Origin of the sequence: Pseudomonas peli, from assembly GCF_050563605.1 — a bacterium.
Classification (GTDB): Bacteria; Pseudomonadota; Gammaproteobacteria; order Pseudomonadales; family Pseudomonadaceae; genus Aquipseudomonas; species Aquipseudomonas peli_A.
The window spans coordinates 25,728-43,588 of the sequence record NZ_JBNXUH010000017.1 but is presented as its reverse complement, the minus strand read 5'-3'; the positions used below and the strand labels follow the sequence as shown (position 1 = coordinate 43,588).

General features: G+C 61.4%; 16 protein-coding genes. 8 read left to right on the top strand and 8 right to left on the bottom strand.

The window, feature by feature from the left end:
* A partial coding sequence (locus ACQ4LH_RS17585) for a lytic polysaccharide monooxygenase (RefSeq protein ID WP_430698400.1) occupies nt 1–413 on the bottom strand: 413 nt, incomplete at its 3' end.
* A 256-nt stretch (nt 414–669) separates the two neighbouring features.
* On the opposite strand from ACQ4LH_RS17585, the gene creD reads away from it, so the two are divergent.
* The 6 genes from creD to ACQ4LH_RS17555 all read left to right on the top strand — a co-directional run bounded on the left by creD (nt 670) and on the right by ACQ4LH_RS17555 (nt 6,218).
* Nucleotides 670–2,028, top strand: coding sequence for a cell envelope integrity protein CreD (creD, locus tag ACQ4LH_RS17580; protein WP_430698399.1), 1,359 nt, complete (start codon nt 670–672; stop codon nt 2,026–2,028).
* A gap of 56 nt (nt 2,029–2,084) precedes the next feature.
* On the top strand, nt 2,085–2,390 hold the full coding sequence (locus ACQ4LH_RS17575) for a hypothetical protein (protein WP_430698398.1): 306 nt from the start codon (nt 2,085–2,087) through the stop codon (nt 2,388–2,390).
* Between the two features lie 144 nt (nt 2,391–2,534).
* A complete protein-coding gene (locus tag ACQ4LH_RS17570; protein ID WP_430698397.1) occupies nt 2,535–3,320 on the top strand; it encodes a hypothetical protein in 786 nt (261 codons plus the stop codon).
* Nucleotides 3,321–3,593: 273 nt separating this feature from the next.
* A complete protein-coding gene (locus ACQ4LH_RS17565) occupies nt 3,594–3,854 on the top strand; it encodes a DUF4212 domain-containing protein (protein WP_430698396.1) in 261 nt (86 codons plus the stop codon).
* 3 nt (nt 3,855–3,857) lie between these two features.
* A complete protein-coding gene (locus tag ACQ4LH_RS17560) occupies nt 3,858–5,627 on the top strand; it encodes a sodium:solute symporter family protein (RefSeq protein WP_430698395.1) in 1,770 nt (589 codons plus the stop codon).
* Nucleotides 5,628–5,711: 84 nt separating this feature from the next.
* Entirely contained in the window at nt 5,712–6,218 is a 507-nt protein-coding gene (locus tag ACQ4LH_RS17555) for a hypothetical protein (protein WP_430698394.1), read from the top strand.
* 61 nt (nt 6,219–6,279) lie between these two features.
* On the opposite strand, the gene ACQ4LH_RS17550 is transcribed toward ACQ4LH_RS17555, so the two are convergent.
* The 5 genes from ACQ4LH_RS17550 to ACQ4LH_RS17530 all read right to left on the bottom strand — a co-directional run bounded on the left by ACQ4LH_RS17550 (nt 6,280) and on the right by ACQ4LH_RS17530 (nt 11,649).
* Nucleotides 6,280–6,462: a hypothetical protein gene (locus ACQ4LH_RS17550; protein WP_430698393.1), complete on the bottom strand. Its 183-nt coding sequence runs from the start codon at nt 6,460–6,462 to the stop codon at nt 6,280–6,282.
* Nucleotides 6,459–7,589: a PepSY-associated TM helix domain-containing protein gene (locus ACQ4LH_RS17545; RefSeq protein WP_430698392.1), complete on the bottom strand. Its 1,131-nt coding sequence runs from the start codon at nt 7,587–7,589 to the stop codon at nt 6,459–6,461. The genes ACQ4LH_RS17550 and ACQ4LH_RS17545 overlap by 4 nt, the downstream gene beginning before the upstream one ends.
* Nucleotides 7,590–7,646: 57 nt before the next feature.
* Nucleotides 7,647–10,052 carry a TonB-dependent siderophore receptor gene (locus ACQ4LH_RS17540; RefSeq protein ID WP_430698391.1) on the bottom strand — a complete coding sequence of 802 codons (2,406 nt, stop codon included), beginning with the start codon at nt 10,050–10,052 and terminating at the stop codon, nt 7,647–7,649.
* A gap of 128 nt (nt 10,053–10,180) precedes the next feature.
* Nucleotides 10,181–11,134, bottom strand: coding sequence for a FecR domain-containing protein (locus ACQ4LH_RS17535; protein WP_430698390.1), 954 nt, complete (start codon nt 11,132–11,134; stop codon nt 10,181–10,183).
* Nucleotides 11,131–11,649: an RNA polymerase sigma factor gene (locus ACQ4LH_RS17530; protein WP_430698389.1), complete on the bottom strand. Its 519-nt coding sequence runs from the start codon at nt 11,647–11,649 to the stop codon at nt 11,131–11,133. Before ACQ4LH_RS17530 ends, ACQ4LH_RS17535 begins: the two co-directional genes overlap by 4 nt.
* Before the next feature lie 207 nt (nt 11,650–11,856).
* Here ACQ4LH_RS17530 and yegQ point away from each other — a divergent pair, with 207 nt between their 5' ends.
* The gene (gene yegQ / locus ACQ4LH_RS17525; RefSeq protein ID WP_430698388.1) at nt 11,857–13,173 is read left to right on the top strand and encodes a tRNA 5-hydroxyuridine modification protein YegQ; all 1,317 of its coding nucleotides are present in this window, start codon (nt 11,857–11,859) and stop codon (nt 13,171–13,173) included.
* Nucleotides 13,174–13,182: 9 nt separating this feature from the next.
* Here yegQ and ACQ4LH_RS17520 read toward each other — a convergent pair whose 3' ends face one another.
* Together ACQ4LH_RS17520 and ACQ4LH_RS17515 are read right to left on the bottom strand one after the other, a co-directional pair.
* Complete coding sequence (locus tag ACQ4LH_RS17520; RefSeq protein ID WP_430698387.1) at nt 13,183–13,887, bottom strand: 3'-5' exonuclease; 705 nt, start codon at nt 13,885–13,887, stop codon at nt 13,183–13,185.
* Nucleotides 13,884–15,815 (bottom strand): putative nucleotidyltransferase substrate binding domain-containing protein, encoded by a 1,932-nt coding sequence (locus ACQ4LH_RS17515; protein ID WP_430698386.1) that lies wholly within the window; start codon nt 15,813–15,815, stop codon nt 13,884–13,886. Before ACQ4LH_RS17515 ends, ACQ4LH_RS17520 begins: the two co-directional genes overlap by 4 nt.
* A gap of 241 nt (nt 15,816–16,056) precedes the next feature.
* On the opposite strand from ACQ4LH_RS17515, the gene ACQ4LH_RS17510 reads away from it, so the two are divergent.
* Nucleotides 16,057–17,736: an ABC transporter substrate-binding protein gene (locus ACQ4LH_RS17510; RefSeq protein ID WP_430698385.1), complete on the top strand. Its 1,680-nt coding sequence runs from the start codon at nt 16,057–16,059 to the stop codon at nt 17,734–17,736.
* Nucleotides 17,737–17,861 lie beyond the last annotated feature (125 nt).

The following is a 17,861-nucleotide window of genomic DNA, read 5'->3' as shown; positions in this document are numbered from 1 at the left end:
GAGATGTGTATAAGAGACAGGTTTAACGGCTGATTGGCCAGCCAGTCAGGGCGGGTGATGTAGTAGCGCCAGTTGCGTGTGGCGTGGTTGGCGGTAAAGCGCCAGGTGAAACTCGTCGGGCCTGCAGTGATTGGGCGTTTGGCCCAGCGGCTGACGGTCTGTTCATTAAGGGGGGAGAACTGCGCCAGGCCGGCGCTGGCGATCTGGCCATCGGCGGGGCCGTTTTGCGGGAAGCCGGAGTAGCCTTCCAGGCTTTGCGGTTCCCATTGCACGGCACCGCATTGGCTGTTTTCACCCAACTTGCACAGATAGCCGCGTGCTTCAGGTTGTTTGATATAGCCGTGGGCGAATACGTTGCCGCTACCGAGCATTAATAATGCGCTGACCGCGCAAATCCATTGGCGCTTATTCATGACTGTCCCTTTTCAGATTGGATAAATCTTGGTGAAGCCGCTTACCGGTCGCCTTGTGAGCAACAAGTGAGTTAGCACTCTAGTGCAGAAAACTCTGGCTTCCAGTGGAATGGACGAACGGTCGCGCTGCTGTGAGTGCTCTATCACGGGTGCTTACTGTGGATTGATCTCCACACACTCTCCATCTGCCCTCCATAAAGCCACCACCTACGCCGCCCAGACTCTGCCTACCTAAACCGTATGGGAGAGTTGCACCATGAGCCGCATTCTGGGTTTCAAGCTGGGCGCTATTGCCTTGCTGATTTTGTTATTGCTGGTCCCGCTATCGATGATCGGCGGGCTGGTGAGCGAGCGGCAGTATCAGCGCGCTGAGGTGCTGCAGGACATCGCGCGCAGTTCCAGCTACCGCCAGCAGCTCACCGGGCCGATTCTGGTGATGCCTTACACCAAGGTGTGGAACCAGTGGAAAACCCACGCAAAGACCGGCGAGCGTTACCTGGAAGAGCAAAAGAGCCGCGGCCGTCTGTACTTCCTGCCGGAGCGCTTTGTGCTTAATGGCCATGTCTCCACCGAGGAGCGTGCGCGCGGCATCTACAAGGCGCTGCTGTACCGCAGCGACAACCAGATCAGTGGCGCATTCAAGCTGCCGGCGCGTCTGGGGCTGGGCGATGAACTGGGCTTGTATCAGTTTGACCGGCCCTTCCTCTCGGTCGGCATCAGCGATATCCGCGGCATCAGCAATGACCTGCAGCTGCGCTTCAACGGCATGAACCTGAGCTTTGCCCCTGGTAGCGCCGAGGAACGTTTCGGCGCCGGCGTGCATGCGCCGCTGCCACTGCTGGACACCCAGGGCGGGCAAACCCTGGAGTTCGCTTTTGATCTAAAACTGCAGGGCACCGAGCAGCTGAGCATCACTCCGGTAGGCCGTGATAGCCGAGTCGAGCTGACTTCCGGCTGGCCGCACCCGAGCTTTGTTGGTGAATACCTGCCGAGCAGCCGTGAGGTGTCGACCAAAGGCTTCAAAGCGCACTGGCAGACCAGTTTTTTCGCCACCAACCTGGAGGAGGCGCTGGCCGATTGCGTACGTGAAGACAGCTGCAATGCTCTGACTGCGCGCAACTTCGGTGTGAGCTTTGTCGACCCGGTGGACCAGTACCTGAAGACCGAGCGGGCGATCAAATATGCGCTGCTGTTTATCGGCCTGACCTTCGCCGTGTTCTTCCTCTTTGAAGTGCTCAAACGCATGGCCGTGCACCCGGTGCAGTACGCCCTGGTGGGCATGTCGCTGGCGCTGTTTTACCTGTTGCTGCTGTCGCTGTCCGAGCACCTTAGTTTTGCCCTGGCTTACGGCATTGCGGCGACCGCCTGCGTGCTGCTGATCGGCTTCTACGTCAGTTACGTGCTGCACAGCGCCCTGCGTGGTGCGGGCTTCGGCACCTTGCTGGCGCTGCTCTACGGCATGTTGTTCGGCCTGCTCGGTGCTGAGGACTACGCCCTGCTGATGGGCTCGGTACTGGTGTTCGGCGTGCTCGCTGGGGTGATGGTGCTGACCCGCAAGCTCGACTGGTACGGCGTCGGCCGCCTGCCGCTGGCCAGCCCAGCCAGCGACCTTTGACGAATAGCGGCGCAGGCCGGGCCTGCGCCGCTTTTTTACCTCTGTAGGATTTGAGCATGATGCGTTTACTTATGCAGTTCTCAGCCTGTTTTGCCCTGGGTCTGGCGGTAGCCTTTATGGTGCTGCTGGGCCTGATGTTCTGCGGCCAGTTTGACCTGATCAAGGGCCTGCAGCTCACCGGCCAACCCTTGGCGCAGTTGAGCCTGGTGCTGTTGCCAGAGGCGTTTTGGGAGAGCCTTACCGGCTTGGCTAACGCCCCGAAGAACCTTGAGGTGCAGTCCTTTCTCAGCCTGTGCACGGCGCTTGGGCAGGTTGGCCTGCTGCTGGCGTTTGGTTTTTTCCGTCTGTGGTATGTGCGATGAGCGGGCATGTCGGGCTACGCGAAGAGTCGCGTGCCGGGCATCTGCTGGCGCGGCGGATTGCCCGGTTGTTCCGTGACGCCCAGCATGGGCAGTGCGCTGTGTCGGGTTTAGACTGGCCGCTGGATTATCAGAAGGAGCTCAGGGATGAACCGCATAACTTTCGCCGCAGCACTGTGTGGCCTGTTAATGGGGGGCTCGGCGCGAGCCGATGACTGTCAACAACACTTACCTGCATTGCTCGAACAGGCATACCCAGGCTATGCACAGGGTCATCTGCTGGATGACGAGCGAGGTACTTATCGGATCAGTACCGAGCTGAGCATCTGCAAGGTCTGGCCGGCGCGCCCGCACCTGACCTTGTTAGCGGCATCGCTGGTGCGTGCCGAGGATGATGGACATGGCTACAGTGATCTTGAGGTACTGGTGCTGGACACTGTCAGCCAGGCCATTGTCGCGCGCCATGTTGAGCCGAACCTGCTGGACTGGGATGCGATATTTGTCGATGGATTGGAGTTCGATACCGCTCCCTATCGTTTGCGCGAGGGCGATTTAGCTTTCGGTCTTCGCATCAAACGTCGAAATATGTCGCGCCCCAATCCCTTCTATGAAACCTCGCTGAGTCTCTATGAGCTGCAGTCGCAGCGTTTGCGCCCGGTGCTGAGCGGGCTGGTGATGGATAGCTCGGGGGGAGAGTGGGATACCCGTTGCGCAGGAGAGTTCAGTGATACCAAGGGCCTGCTGATCATCACCGAACGTCCGGGGAACAAGGGTTATCGCGACTTGCTGCTTAAGCAGAGCCGAGTCGAAAGCCGCGTGGCTGAGGTGGCCGGAGAATGTGAAACCGTAGAAGAAAGCACGCGCCGAGTGCAGTTTCGCATCGAGTACGACGAGCAGCGTTACCTTCTGCCAATCGAGCTTTCACCCGTCTAAAGGGGCGTGTAACAGCTTCGATATTGCGCAGCAGGGGGTACCCATGCTGCTCATAGCGTGCCCGCACCAGGCATGTTCCTGCCTTACTCTTAGACCAAAGTTGTTCCCGCTTTTTTGGGGGCTTTTCGGTGTAGTGCCAAGTGCCTGTTAAATCGACGAAAAGCGCTGCGCGTAAGGTGGTGCAAGTCGGCTAATACCAATGTCTATCTGTCGGCCCTAGTGGCCTGCTGCTAGCTTGAAGGTGCATGAGAATAACAATAACCGGAGGAGTTTATGACTTCTGATCAAGCTAACGCTGCAGCGTACTGGAAGGCGAATGTTCGGCTGATTACCTGGAGCCTGATTGTCTGGGCCCTGGTGTCTTACGGCTTCGCCATACTTCTTCGACCGATGCTGGCAGGTATTTCTGTCGGCGGTACCGACCTTGGCTTCTGGTTCGCCCAGCAAGGTTCGATCATCACCTTTATCGTGATCATTTTCTTCTACGCCTGGAAAATGAACAGACTCGATAAACAATTCGGTGTCGAGGAATAATCCATGAGCCAGTTTGTAATCAATATGCTGTTTGTGGGCGCTTCCTTCGCGCTCTACTTCGGCATCGCTATCTGGGCACGTGCCGGCTCGACCAAGGAGTTCTACGTCGCCGGCGGTGGTGTTCACCCCGTTACCAACGGCATGGCAACTGCAGCCGACTGGATGTCCGCGGCTTCGTTTATTTCCATGGCGGGCCTGATTGCTGCCGGTGGTTATGCCAACTCAACCTTCCTGATGGGCTGGACCGGTGGATATGTGCTGCTGGCCATGCTGCTGGCGCCGTACCTGCGCAAATTCGGCAAGTTCACTGTGCCGGACTTTATCGGTGATCGCTTCTACAGCAACGGTGCACGCCTGGCTGCAGTGGTCTGCCTGATCATCATCTGCGTCACCTACGTGATCGGTCAGATGGCTGGTGCTGGCGTGGCGTTCTCGCGCTTCCTCGAAGTGAGCAACTCCACCGGTATCTGGATCGCTGCTGGCGTGGTGTTCTGCTACGCGGTGTTCGGCGGGATGAAGGGCATTACCTACACCCAGGTTGCTCAGTACGTGGTGTTGATCATCGCCTACACCATTCCGGCGGTATTTATCTCCCTGCAACTGACGGGCAATCCGATTCCGATGTTCGGCATGTTCAGCGAGCACACTGAGTCAGGTGTACCGTTGCTGCAGAAGCTCAATGAGGTGGTATCGGGTCTGGGCTTTACCGACTACACAGCGGATGTCACCAACAAGCTGAACATGGTGCTCTTCACCATGTCGCTGATGATTGGTACGGCCGGTCTGCCGCACGTAATCATTCGCTTCTTCACCGTGCCGAAAGTTGCCGACGCACGTTGGTCGGCTGGCTGGACCCTGATCTTTATCGCCCTGCTGTACCTCACTGCTCCGGCTGTGGCGTCCATGGCACGTTTGAACCTGATGACCACCATCTACCCGCAGGGTGTCGAGGCTCCAGCACTGGCGTATGAAGAGCGTCCTGAGTGGGTGAAGAACTGGGAAAAAACCGGTCTGATCACCTGGGAAGACAAGAACAGCGATGGTCGTGTTCAGCTGTATAACGATGCAGCTCCAGCCTTCACCCCAACTGCTGAAACCCGCGGCTGGAAAGGCAACGAGCTGACCGTAAACAACGACATTCTGGTATTGGCCAACCCGGAAATCGCCAACCTACCGGGTTGGGTTATTGGCCTGATCGCAGCGGGTGCCATTGCCGCAGCGTTGTCGACGGCTGCCGGTTTGCTGCTGGCGATTTCCTCAGCCGTGAGTCATGACCTGATCAAGACGCTGATAAATCCGAAGATCAGCGAGAAGGGGGAAATGCGCGCTGCGCGGATCTCCATGGCGGTCGCGATCCTGCTGGCCACCTGGCTGGGGCTTAATCCGCCAGGCTTTGCGGCGCAGGTGGTGGCGTTGGCCTTCGGTATAGCCGCGGCCACGCTGTTCCCGGCGCTGATGATGGGGATCTTCTCCAAGCGGGTAAACGACAAGGGCGCGATTGCCGGCATGCTGGTAGGCCTGGTGTTCACCGTCGTTTACATCTTCCTGTACCTGGGTTGGTTCTTCATCCCTGGCACTGCGACCTTCGCCAACACCCCGGATAACTGGATGTTCGGCATCTCGCCGCTGTCCATCGGTACTGTGGGTGCCCTGATCAACTTCGCGGTCGCCTACGGCGTGTCGCTTGCGACCGTAGCGCCGCCGAAGGAGATTCAGGAGTTGGTGGAAAGCGTGCGTACTCCCAAAGGTGCTGGTGGCGCGTTGAGCCACTGAGCATAATCACCCCGGATCATGTTTGATCAGGGTCTTACTAGCGGGCCTCCTTAGGAGGCCCGTTTTATTTTCGGGAGTCAGTACATGCTGTGGACAATACTTGCCATCGTGGTTTCGGGGCTGGGGGCAGCTGGTATTGCCATGCTGCTGCGCAAACTGACGCGCAACCGCTTGCCGAAGTGGATCATTCCGGCGTTTGGCGGTTTGGGCATGCTGAGCTACCAGATTTACTACGAGTATTCCTGGTTCGAGCACCAGCTGCAGCGTCAGCCGGCGGAGTCGGTGCTGGTAGCTAGCGAAAACGGCGAGGTGTTCTGGCGGCCCTGGACGTTTTACTGGCCGATGACCAAGGCGTTCACCGTGCTCGACAGCAAAAGCGTGCAGCGCCAGGAAACAGAGGATGGCGTGATCAGCGCCTTTAACCTGTACCGTTTTGAAAAACAGCACATCGACCATGTCAGCCATCAGGCGCATCTGCTCAATTGCACCACGGCGGAACTGCTGCCCTTGGACGCAAACAAAAAGCCGCTGCTGGATCAGTTGAAGGTCGTAGCCAAAGAGGATGCGCTCTACCGGCACGTCTGCCAGTAGCAGGCCGCAGCATCGTCAATTCTCCTCGCTAATCACCGGCTAGCCCTGGCCCCGTTCAGGGCTACGGGCGCCGGACTCGGCTGCGTTGCAGCAACGGCCAGCAACCAATCACTGCAGGTAGCCCGAGGCCAAGCCAGGCCACTGCATCCCAACCACCATCACCTAGTAGCGCACTCATCAGGCCAATGGCGCTGAACAGGCCGAGCAGCAGCGGCAGTGCGAAGGTTGATTGTCGCCAGTTCATGCCACTGTCTCCGCGCGTTCACGCTGTACGGCTGGAATGCGCCGGCGTACCCACCAGAGGTACAGGCCGCTGCCAAGCACGATGATGGTCAGCACATCCAATACGGCCCAGAGCACTTTCATCGGCATACCGCCGTAGTCGCCAAAATGCAGCGGCTGCGACATCGACAGCGCATCCATATACCAGGGCCGCTGGCCGATGGCGGTGACTTCCAGGCTGCGCGCATCGATCAATACTGGCGTCCACAGGTGCGCGGTTAGGTGCGTATTGCCTTTCATAAACACGCTGTAGTGGTGCTCGCTGGAGAAGCGCGTGCCGGGGAATGCGATAAAGTCCGGCTGCATCTCCGGCGTGGCTTGGGCAGCGATAGTCAGCACCTGGTTGACCGGTGCTCGCTGGGTCAGCGGCGGGGCATCGCGGTACGGCTCGACCATCGCTGCCAGGGATTCGGTGCGCCAGGCGCTGATCAGCAGGTCGGCGCAGGCGCTGATTACCCCTGTCATCCCCACCACCAGCGCCCAGGTCAGGGTGACGATACCGATCAGGTTGTGCAGGTCGAGCCAGCGTGTGCGGGCGGATTTCTCCCGGCGTACCTCGGCGAATTTCAGGCGGCGCATAAACGGTGCGTAAAGCACCACGCCAGAGATGATCGCCACCACGAACAGCACGCCCATAAACGCCAGCAACAGCTTGCCCGGCAGACCGGCGAACATGTCCACATGCAGACGCAGAATGACCATCAGGATGCCGCCGTTGGCCGCTGGCATTTCCACCGCCTCGCCGCTGCGTGCATCGAGCATAAAGGTGTGCGAAGAGTTCGGTTCGGTGCCGGCGGTGGCAGCGGTAATCGCCACCACGCCATTGGGCTCATCCTCGTCATAGCCCAGGTACTGGATCACCTCGCCCTGGCGATGGTGCTCGGCAGCATCCACCAACTGCTGCAGGCTCAGGTGCGGCGCGTCCACCGGCATCTCGCGTAGCTGCGGCGCTTCGCCAAGCAGGTGTTCCAGCTCGTGGTGGAAAATCAATGGCAGCCCGGTCAGGGCCAGCATCAACAGAAACAGGGTGCAGATCAGGCTGGTCCAGGTGTGCACCTGGGACCAGCGGCGGATGGTGGTGCTTTTCATTACAACTCCAGAAATACCAAAGGCCGCGTTAGGCGGCCTCGGCTACTGCACAGAGGTTTACCAGGCGTAGTTGAGGCTGGCTGTTACGCGGCGTGGGTCGCCGGCGTAGCAATAGAAACCGTCGCAGGTGGCCAGGTATTCCTTGTCGAACAGGTTGCTGGCGTTAAGCGCCACGCTGGCGCCATTCAGGCTGCTGTCGAGGTGGGCGAGGTCATAACGCACTGCGGCGTCGTAGACGGTGTAGGCGTTGGCGTGACCATCTGATGTGTCACGCACAAAGCCGATGCTGCCGACAGAAATATTGTCGGTGGAGCCGACGTAGCGCGCGCCGAAGCCAACACCGAAGCCGGCCAGCGGACCCGCTGCCCAATCATAGTCGGCCCATATTGCCGCTTGATGCTCGGGGGTCAGCGGCAGCGCGCGGTTCTTGTCGCGCGGGTCGCCGACTTTGGTCATTTTGCTGTTGGCGTAGGTGTAAGAGGCGGTCAGCTTGAAGTTCTCGGTCACGTTGCCGATCGCTTCCAGCTCGAAACCACGGACTTGCACTTCCTCCAGAGGCTGGGTGGCCCCCAAGGTGTTGGTGCTGACGATGTCCTGCCGTTTCAGGTCATACGCCGCGGCGGTGAACAACATGTCGCTGCCAGGCGGCTGATACTTGATCCCCAGTTCATACTGTTTGCCTGTGCTCGGCTGGAATGCTTCGCCCTCACTGCCACCCGCTTCGGCCTGGAAGGATTCGGCGTAGGAAATGTAAGGGGTGAAGCCCGACTCGAACACGTAGCTCAGTGCTGCGTTACCGCTGAAGGCGCTGTCGCGACGGCTGTCTTTGGCATCATTGGCGTTGTAGAACACCGAGTTGGTATCCAGCCTGTCCCAGCGGCCGCCCAGGGTCAGGCGCCAGGCGTCGAGGGCCATTTGGTCCTGCAGATAGAGTCCGGTGTTTCTGCGCTTCTGGTTGTAGTCCTGGAAGGCGGTGTAAGCGACGCCGCTGAAGTCCTGGCCGTAGATCGGGCGAATGATGTTGCTGCTGGGAGCAGTACCGTACAGCCAGCGGTAATCGGTGTTGACGCGCAGATAATCCACGCCGAGTAATAGCGTGTGCCCGATTGCGCCAGTGTTGAAGTCGGCCTGGAGGTTGTTGTCCACAGCGAAGTGGCTGATGTTTTCGTCGTACACGTTAGCACCGCGCGCAACCGTGCCGTCATCGGCAACCGCGGTGGCCCAGCCCCCAGCGGTGATGATCTGGTTATCCAGTTCGAGCTTGCTATAGCGCAGGTTCTGATTGAACTGCCAGATATCGTTGATGCGGTGCTCGAAGGCGTAGCCCAGTGCGTAGAACGTCTTGTCGTAGAACTCCCAGTCAGGGTCGCCAAGGTTCTTGTTGTAGTCGATCTTGCCGGCTGGGGTGCTCAGCTTGGTGCCTTGCAGTGGCAGGAACTGGCTGGTGCCGCCGGTATCGTCTCGGTTGAACTGGCCGAGGAAGGTCAGTTTGCTGTCGTCGGCAATGTTCCACGTCAGGCTGGGCGCGAGGTTGAAACGCTGGTCGTCCATATGCTCGATAACGGTGCCACTGTCACGGCCGGTACCGCTGAGACGGTAGAGGAAGCGACCTTCATCGTCGATCTTGCCGGTGCTGTCGAAGCTGATCTGCTTGTGATTGTAGTTACCGACTTGCACCTGCACTTCATGGCTGCTTTCGGTCTGCGGGCGGCGGCTGACGGCATCCACCAGGCCGCCTGGCGGGGTCTGGCCATACACTGCCGAGGCCGGGCCGCGCAGTACGGCGACGCGTTCCAGGTTCCAGGTTTCCAGCTTGGCCATAGTGTAACTGCCCTTGGGCAACGGCAGGCCGTCGAGCATCTGGATCGGCTCGAAACCGCGAATCTTCATCCAGTCGGCGCGGCTGTCGCTGCCGTAACTGCTGGCAACTACGCCAGGCATATAGCGCACGGCATCATCCAGGTTCTGCACCTTACGATCCTGCATCTGCTCGCGGGTGGCCACCGAGATCGAGCGCGGTGCTTCCAGCAGCGGTGTGTCGGTCTTGCTGCCAGCCGCGGTGCGCGAGGCCAGGTAGCCGGGCGCAGGGCCCCAGGCGCTTTCCACGTTCTGCGCGGCGGTCACGGTGACATCCGGCAACGCCACGGCCGCTTGCGGCACGGGGGCCAGGTTGTAGGTGCCAGCGCTATTTTGCTGCAGTTGCAGGCCGCTGCCTTGCAGCGCCTGTTGCAGGGCGCCGAGGGCGTCGTAATTACCTTCAACCGGGGCTGATTGTTTGTTGGCAGTCAGCGCGGGGTCGATGCTCAGGACGATGCCGGCCTGGCTGGCGATCTGCGTCAGGGTGCTGGCCAGCGGTGCGGCCGGCAGTTGGTAGCTGTCCGCAAGGGCGGGAGCGCAGACGCTGGCGAGGCTGATGGCGACGGCCAGTAGGCCGGGGCGGAACAGGGGCAGGGCGCGGGTCATTACGAAACTCTCCTAAGCGGGAATGTATCTCAATGACCTGTTGCCGAAGCAGAAAGAAAAAGTGACAGGGCTATTTGAAAATAATTTTCAAACGCCCTGGCGCAGCATGCGGCGGCGCAGCGCGACACTTACTGCGCTGCAGGTACGACCCTGGCCCACCAGTTGCCAAAGCGCTCGATACGCACTGGCAGGCTCGGTGGCAGGGCGGCCAAGGCCTTGTCGCTGTCGTGCAGGGGGAAACTGCCGCTGATGCGCAGGTCGGCCAGGCTTGGGTCGAGGCCCAGGTAACCGCTACGGTATTCGCCCAGGGCGTCGAGCAGGTCGGCCAGGCGCAGGTTATCGGCCACCAACATGCCGTGGCTCCAGGCCGCGGCGCTGAGTGGCGCAGGCTGCACGCTGCCGAGGCGCTGGCGCTGCATCAGCACCTGCTCGCCGGTCTGGATAATCCGTTCGCTGCTGCTTTCGGCCGGGTGCGCGGCGACGGCCGACTGCAGCACGGTCAGGCGTGTGCTGTCACCTTCACGGCGCACCAGAAAGCGCGTACCGAGGGCGCGCAGGCTGCCGTGTTCAGTGAGCACCACAAAGGGTCGCGAATCGCCGTGAGCGGTCTGCACCAGGATTTCGCCGCTGTGCAGGCGCACCGCGCGCTGGCTGTCGCTGTATTCGATATCCACGGCGCTGGCGCTGTTCAGGTGCACCAAGCTGTGGTCGCTGAGCAGCAGCTCGCGCTGTTCGCCACGGCCGGTGTGTTCATCGGCCAGGTAATCGCCGAGCGGGCGTTGTTGCGCCAGCAGGCCGAGCAGCAGCGCGCTGCTCAGCAGCAAGCCCAGTGCCGTACCGCCCACGCGCCGCAGGCCTTTGTTGCGCGCGCTGTGCAGCAAGGCCTGACGCGCGGGTGCGGCGGCGGCCGAGGCCAGGCGAATGTCCAGGCCATTCAGTTGCTGCCAGACCCGCGCATGTTCGGGGTGCGCCGCCAGCCATGCGGCGAACGCGTGCTGCTGTTCGGCGCTGACCGTGCCTGAGTCCAGGCACAGTTGCCATTCGATGGCTGCATCCAGCACCTGGGCCGATACCGCGCTCATTGCGGCGCTCCGTACAGGGCGATGTAGCACTGACGTAGGCCCTGGGCCAGGTACTGGCGCACGCGGGATACGGAAACGCCGAGGCGCTCGGCGATTTCTGCGTGGCCCATGCCGTCCAGGCGGTTATGCAGAAAGGCCGCGCGGGCGTTGCTCGACAGCTGGCCGAGCAGACGGTCGATCTCGCGCAGCGCATCCAGGGCCAGCGCCTGTTCTTCGGCGCTGGGTTGTACGTCGTGCGGTTGCTGGCCTAGTTCTTCAAGGTAAGCCCGTTCCAGCGCGCTGCGGCGGAAGTGATCGATCAGCAGACCCTTGGCGATGGTGGTCAGCAGCGCGCGTGGCTCGCGGGCCTGCTCCAGATCGCTGCGGCCGAGCAGGCGGACAAAGGTGTCCTGGCTGAGGTCTTCGGCGCGTTCCGGGCTGTACAGGCTTTTGCGCAGCCAGCCGAGCAGCCAATCGCGGTGATCGCGATAGAACAGGCTGACAAGTTGCTGGTGGGTGGAATCGCCGGCCGACACGCGGACCTCGCAATAGGAGATAGGAAGCAAATCGAGAATTATTCGCATATGATGACAGGGCCGCCCCTTGCGCTGCAATCAGCCGTTGGGCTGCCGCGATGGGTGGTTGCACCGTGCCATGACACCGCCATGGCATAGATGCAGATCAATAGCTGCCGACAACAGCCGCGCTAGAGTGACCGGCCCTGTTGGCTGAGCGCTTTATCCATGGCACCGACTCCGCGTTACCCCGAGCTGCTCTCGCCAGCCGGCACCCTGAAGAACATGCGCTACGCCTTCGCCTATGGCGCAGATGCGGTGTACGCCGGGCAGCCGCGCTACAGCCTGCGGGTGCGCAACAACGAGTTCGACCACGACAACCTTGAGGCGGGTATCCGCGAGGCCCATGCCCAGGGCAAGCAGTTCTATGTGGTGGTCAACATCGCGCCGCATAACGCCAAGCTGAAGACCTTTTTGCGTGACCTGCTGCCGGTGGTGCTGATGGGCCCGGATGCGCTGATTATGTCCGACCCCGGGCTGATCATGCTGGTGCGCGAGCACTTCCCGCAGATGCCGATTCACCTGTCGGTGCAGGCCAATGCGGTGAACTGGGCTAGCGTGCAGTTCTGGAAGCAGCAGGGCTTGAGCCGGGTGATTCTGTCGCGCGAGCTGTCGCTGGAGGAGATCGCGGAGATCCGCAGCGAAGTGCCGGGCATGGAGCTGGAGGTGTTTGTCCACGGCGCGCTGTGCATGGCCTATTCCGGGCGCTGCCTGCTGTCGGGTTATATCAACAAGCGCGATCCCAACCAGGGCAGCTGCACCAATGCCTGTCGCTGGCAATATCAGGCGAAGCCGGCCGGCGAGAACGAGCTGGGCGAGGTGGTGCAGATTGTCGAACCGACCTTAGGCGTGGGTGCGCCAACCGATCAGCTGTTTCTGCTGGAAGATGCCAGCCGCCCCGGCGAACAGATGGCCGCCTTTGAGGATGAGCACGGCACCTACATCATGAACTCCAAGGACCTGCGCGCGGTGCAACATATCGAGCGTCTGGTGCAGATGGGCGTGCATTCGTTGAAGATCGAGGGCCGTACTAAATCCCACTACTACGTGGCGCGTACCGCTCAGGTGTACCGCAAGGCTATCGATGATGCGGTGGCCGGCAGGCCCTTCGACAAATCCCTGATGAACACCCTGGAGTCCCTGGCCCATCGTGGCTACACCGAGGGTTTTCTGCGCCGTCATGTGCACGATGAGTATCAGAACTACCAGCGTGGCAGCTCAGTCTCCGAACAGCAGCAGTTTGTCGGTGAACTGACCGGCGAGCGTCGTGGCGAACTGGCCGAGGTGCGGGTAAAAAACCGCTTTGCTGTCGGCGATGGCCTGGAGCTGATGACGCCCCAGGGTAATCTACGCTTTACCCTCGCACAGCTGGAAAACAGTCGGGGCCAGGCGGTGGCAGTCGCGCCCGGTGACGGTCATGTGCTGTATCTACCGGTGCCGCCTGAGGTGCAGCTGGAATATGGCCTGCTGATGCGCGATCTGTAGGCGCAGCCCTTACATCGAATGCGCGCGCTGGCGGCGACGGCTGTTGAGTTGCTGCAGCAGTGCCGGCAGGTTGTCGAGGTGCTGCTGGCGCGCCTTGCTGAATAGAATCAGCGCCAGCTCTGCAGTCACCAGCGCATCGGCGCTGGCGTGGTGGCGTTGTTGCACCTGCAGGCCGAAATGCTGTGTCCAGTCGTCTAGCCCTGCATGGGGCAGTTTGGCCTTGGGGCAGACCAACGGGGCGATTTCGGCGACATCGAAGAAGGCATGCTGCAAGCGGTAGCCCAGGCTCTGCTTGAGGGCGCGGGCGAGCATGCGCTGGTCGAACTCGGCGTGGAAGGCCAGCAGCGGGCTGTCGCCGACAAACTCCATAAAGCTCAGCAGGGCTTCGGCCGGGTCCTCGCCATTGGCGATCTCGTTGGGCGCGATGCCGTGGATCAGCGTGCTGGCGCTGGCCTGATGGCCGTCGCGTTGCAGGGTGCATTCGAACTGCTGGCTAAGGTCGATGGCGCCGTTGTCGATTACTACTGCGCCGATCGACAGCACCTGATCGCGGCGCATATTCAGCCCGCTGGTTTCCAGATCAAGGATGACAAAGCGCTGCTGATGCAGCGGACGCTCATCCAATGCGCAGGGTTCGGCCAGTTTGCAGCGCCGCTCCAGCTGCAGTTGAGTTAGCGCCGGGCCACGCCCGCTAAACCAGGTGAACTTGCTCATAGTTGATACCTCACTGCCAGGCTGCTCTGTAGCCGCTGCGCCTGGCGGAAAGATTCACGCAGGATGCGCCGGTCGAGGTGGTTGAGGTTATCGGGATCGACGCGGTTGGAATAGGCTTGGCCATTGCGTGCCTGCAGCTGATGCTGCTGCATACGCGCCTGCTGAATGTAGTGGTAGGCCTCTTCATAGGCCGCGCCATCTTGAGCTTCGATCACCCCTTGCTGAATCAGCGCGCGCAGGCGCTCCAGGGTGTTGCAGGCGTCCACACTATGGGCCAGAGCGAGCAGACGGGCACCGTCAACAAAGGGCGTCAGGCCTTGCACTTTGAGGTCCAGAGTGTCCTTTTCGGCACCTGTGCGGGCCACTACAAAATCGCGAAAAACCCCAACCGGCGGCCGCTGGCGCAGGGCGTTCTCCGCCATCATGCGCTGAAATAGGCTATTACCGGCCACCTGCTGGAGTAGACCCTGGCGCAGCTGCTCGCAACCCTCGGTCTCGCCCCACACGGCGCGCAAGTCGAAATAGATGCTCGAAGCCAGCAGGTTCTCCGGGGTGGCTTCCTGCACAAAACTGCTGAAACGCCGTGACCACTCCTGGCGCGACAGGCACAGCTCGGGGTTGCCGGCCATGATATTGCCCTTACACAGGGTAAAGTCGCACTGCGCCAGGCGCAGGTTGATTTCATGGGCCAGCGGCAGCAGGCGGCCGCGAATGGCAGCGGCCTCGGCTGCGTCGGCGGCCTCGAAGAGAATGCCGTTGTCCTGATCGGTATGCAGGGTCTGCTCGCTGCGTCCCTCGCTGCCGAATACCAGCCAGGTAAACGGCACGCCTGGGTCGCCCAAGTCTTCCAGAGTCAGCTCGATCACCCGGCAGACGGTGTGGTCGTTAAGCAGGGTGATCAGCTGGGTGATCTGCGTCGAGCTGGCGCCGTGGGCGAGCATGCTGTCGACCAGCTGGCGCACATCGCTGCGCAGCGCTGCCAGGGTTTCCACCCGTCCCGCATGGCGAATGGTGCGCGCCAGATGCACCAGATCGACCCGCTGCAGGCTGAACAGATCACGCTCGGAAATCACCCCGCATAGTTGGCCATGTTCAACCAGGCAGACATGGGCGATATGCCGCTCGGTCATGGCCATCGCCGCATCGAAGGCGCTGGCATCTGGCGGCAGATGGAACGGTGATTGGGTCATCAGGCGGTCGATGGGCTGGGTCAGGTCGACGCCATCGGCCACCACGCGGCGCAGGTCGCGCAGAGTGAAGATGCCCAGCGGTTTCAGCGTGGGATCAACGATCACAATGCTGCCGACCTGCTGCTCGTGCATCAGCTTGACCGCATCGCGCAGCGGCATGTCCGGGGCGCAACTGATCGGGTTGCGCATGGCCAGCTGGCCAAGGCGGGTGTCGAGGGAGTACTGCGCGCCGAGGGTTTCCACCGCGCGCATCTGCACCTGCTGGTTGACCTGATCGAGCAGGCTGCTGACCCCGCGTAGGGCAAAGTCGCGCAGCGGGTTGGACAGCGAGAACAGCTTGATAAACGCCGGCTTGTTCAGCAGCAGGCAGAAGGTGTCTTCGGCAGCCAGGTGTTCGGTGCGGGTGGCGCGCTCGCCGATCAACGCGGCCAGCGGGAAGCATTCGCCGGTGGTGATCTCGAAAGTGGTTTCCGTACCGCGCCGCGCCGAATGCGGGCGCTCGCCATGCACGCGGCCCTGTTTGACGATAAAAAAGTGCTCAACCGGGCCGTCGGTCGGCTTGATGATGGTTTCGCCTTCGCCATAGAAACGCAGCTGACAGTTCTCCACCAGATACGCCAGGTGCGCGGTATCCATCTGGTTGAACGGAGGGAATTTCTGCAGAAAGGCCATGGTGCCATGGATGTTCTGCAGCACCGCCGTCTTGCCTGCCTGGGCGATTGCGTCCGCTGTGCTCATGGGCCGCCTCGGGAATTATCTGTATGGCTATGGTCGGCCGCCCTTGTCGAATCGGCTATTGGACATAAGTCTAGGCAGCTGGCCGGGTGCACCAGGATATGGCCGGATTTGCTGGGTTAACGCCGCGGATTTGCCTGGATCTACCGTTAAATCGCGTATTTGCGCACGGTTGCCCTGGATGGGTGCGACTAAAGCCCGGGCCTGCACTAAAGTGAAGTGCACATGACAGCGGGAGGCACGCATGCGCGCGGTAATCGCCCTGGTCTGGTGCTTGAGTGGCTGCGCCCTGGCCTCCGAGCCGATGCAGGCAGCTCTGGCCGAGCTGCAGCCCAGCTCGTTGAGCCGCAGCGCTCAGCAGGCCGAATTGCAGTGGTTTGTCGATGCCGCCAAGCCTTATCAGAATGTGCAGATACGGGTGATCGCCGAACGCATCGTCACCCATTGGTATGAGGCCAATGTGCTGGCGCCGCTGTTCAGCCAGCTCACCGGCATTCGCGTGATCCACGAAATCAGCGGCGAAGATGACGTAGTCAACAAGCTGCGCGCCCAGCAGCAGACCGGTCTGCCGCTGTATGACGCCTATATCAGCGACAGCGACCTGCTCGGCCAGCACTTTCGCGATGGGCAGGTGCTGGTGCTGTCTGACTTTATGCGCGGTGAAGGTGCGGCGGTGACCCTGCCTAGCCTCGATCTGGACGACTTTATTGGCCTGCCCTTCGTCACTGCGCCGGACGGCAAGCTCTACCAGTTGCCCGACCAGCAGTTCGCCAACCTCTACTGGTACCGCCAGGACTGGTTCGCCCGTCCCGAACTGCGCAAGGCTTTCCGCGAGCGCTATGGCTATGAGCTGGACGTACCGCAGAACTGGTCGGCCTACGAGGATATCGCCGCTTTCTTCAGCGAACAGGTGCAGGAAATCGACGGCCAACGGGTCTACGGCCATATGGATTACGGTGCTTTCGACCCCTCTCTGGGCTGGCGCATTTCCGATGCCTGGCTGGGCATGGCCGGGGTGGCCGATGTCGGCCTGCCCAATGGCCTGCCGGTGGACGACTGGGGCATCCGGGTCGAGGGCTGTCGTCCGGCGGGTGCCGGCATGAGCCGTGGTGGCGCCCTGGACAGCCCCGCGGCGGTTTACGCACTGCAGCGTTATATTGACTGGCTGAAACGCTATGCGCCGCCCGAGGCGCAGCGCATGAGTTTTAACCAGGCCGGCAATGTTGCCGCCCAGGGGCAGATCGCCCAGCAGATCTTCTGGTACACCGCCTTCACCTCCGACTACACCCAGCCGGGCAGCGCGATGCTCGATGAGCAGGGCATGCCGAAGTGGCGGGTGGCGCCTTCGCCGCGCGGCGCCTATTGGCGCGATGGGATGAAATCCGGCTATCAGGATGTCGGTGCCTGGACCTTGCTGCGCGCCACACCGCTGAAGCAGCGCCAGGCGGCCTGGCTTTATGCGCAGTTCGTGGTGGCCAAGTCGGTATCGCTGCGCAAGACCCTGGTCGGCCTGACGCCGATTCGCCGTTCCGATCTGGATTCCCCGGCGCTGCTTGCCGCGGCGCCCAAGCTCGGCGGCCTGATCGAGTTCTATCGCAGCCCGGCGGCGCAGCGCTGGACGCCCACCGGCGCCAACGTGCCGGACTACAGCGGCATGGCCAATCTGTGGTGGCGCCACCTGTATCCGGCCGTCAATGGCCAGCTTAGCGCCAGCCAGGCCATGGGTAACCTGGCGACGGCCTTTGACCAGCATCTGCAGCGGCTTACCCTGCGCCAGTTGCACGCCTGTGGCCCGGTGATGAACCTGGCGCGCAACCCCGACTATTGGTTGAAAAATCCGGGAGCGCCTTGGCCGGCCCTGGCCGATGAGCGCCCAGTGGGGCGTACGTTGCCCTATCAGGAGGCGTTGCGTGCTTGGGATTAACAGGTCGTTGAAAAATTACTGCGCTCGCCTATGCGGCGTTGAAAGCGGCCTCGGAATGCTCATGTACAACTCGTACACTCCGCTTCCTCGGCCGCTTTCGCCTTGCATAGCCTTCGCTCGCTACA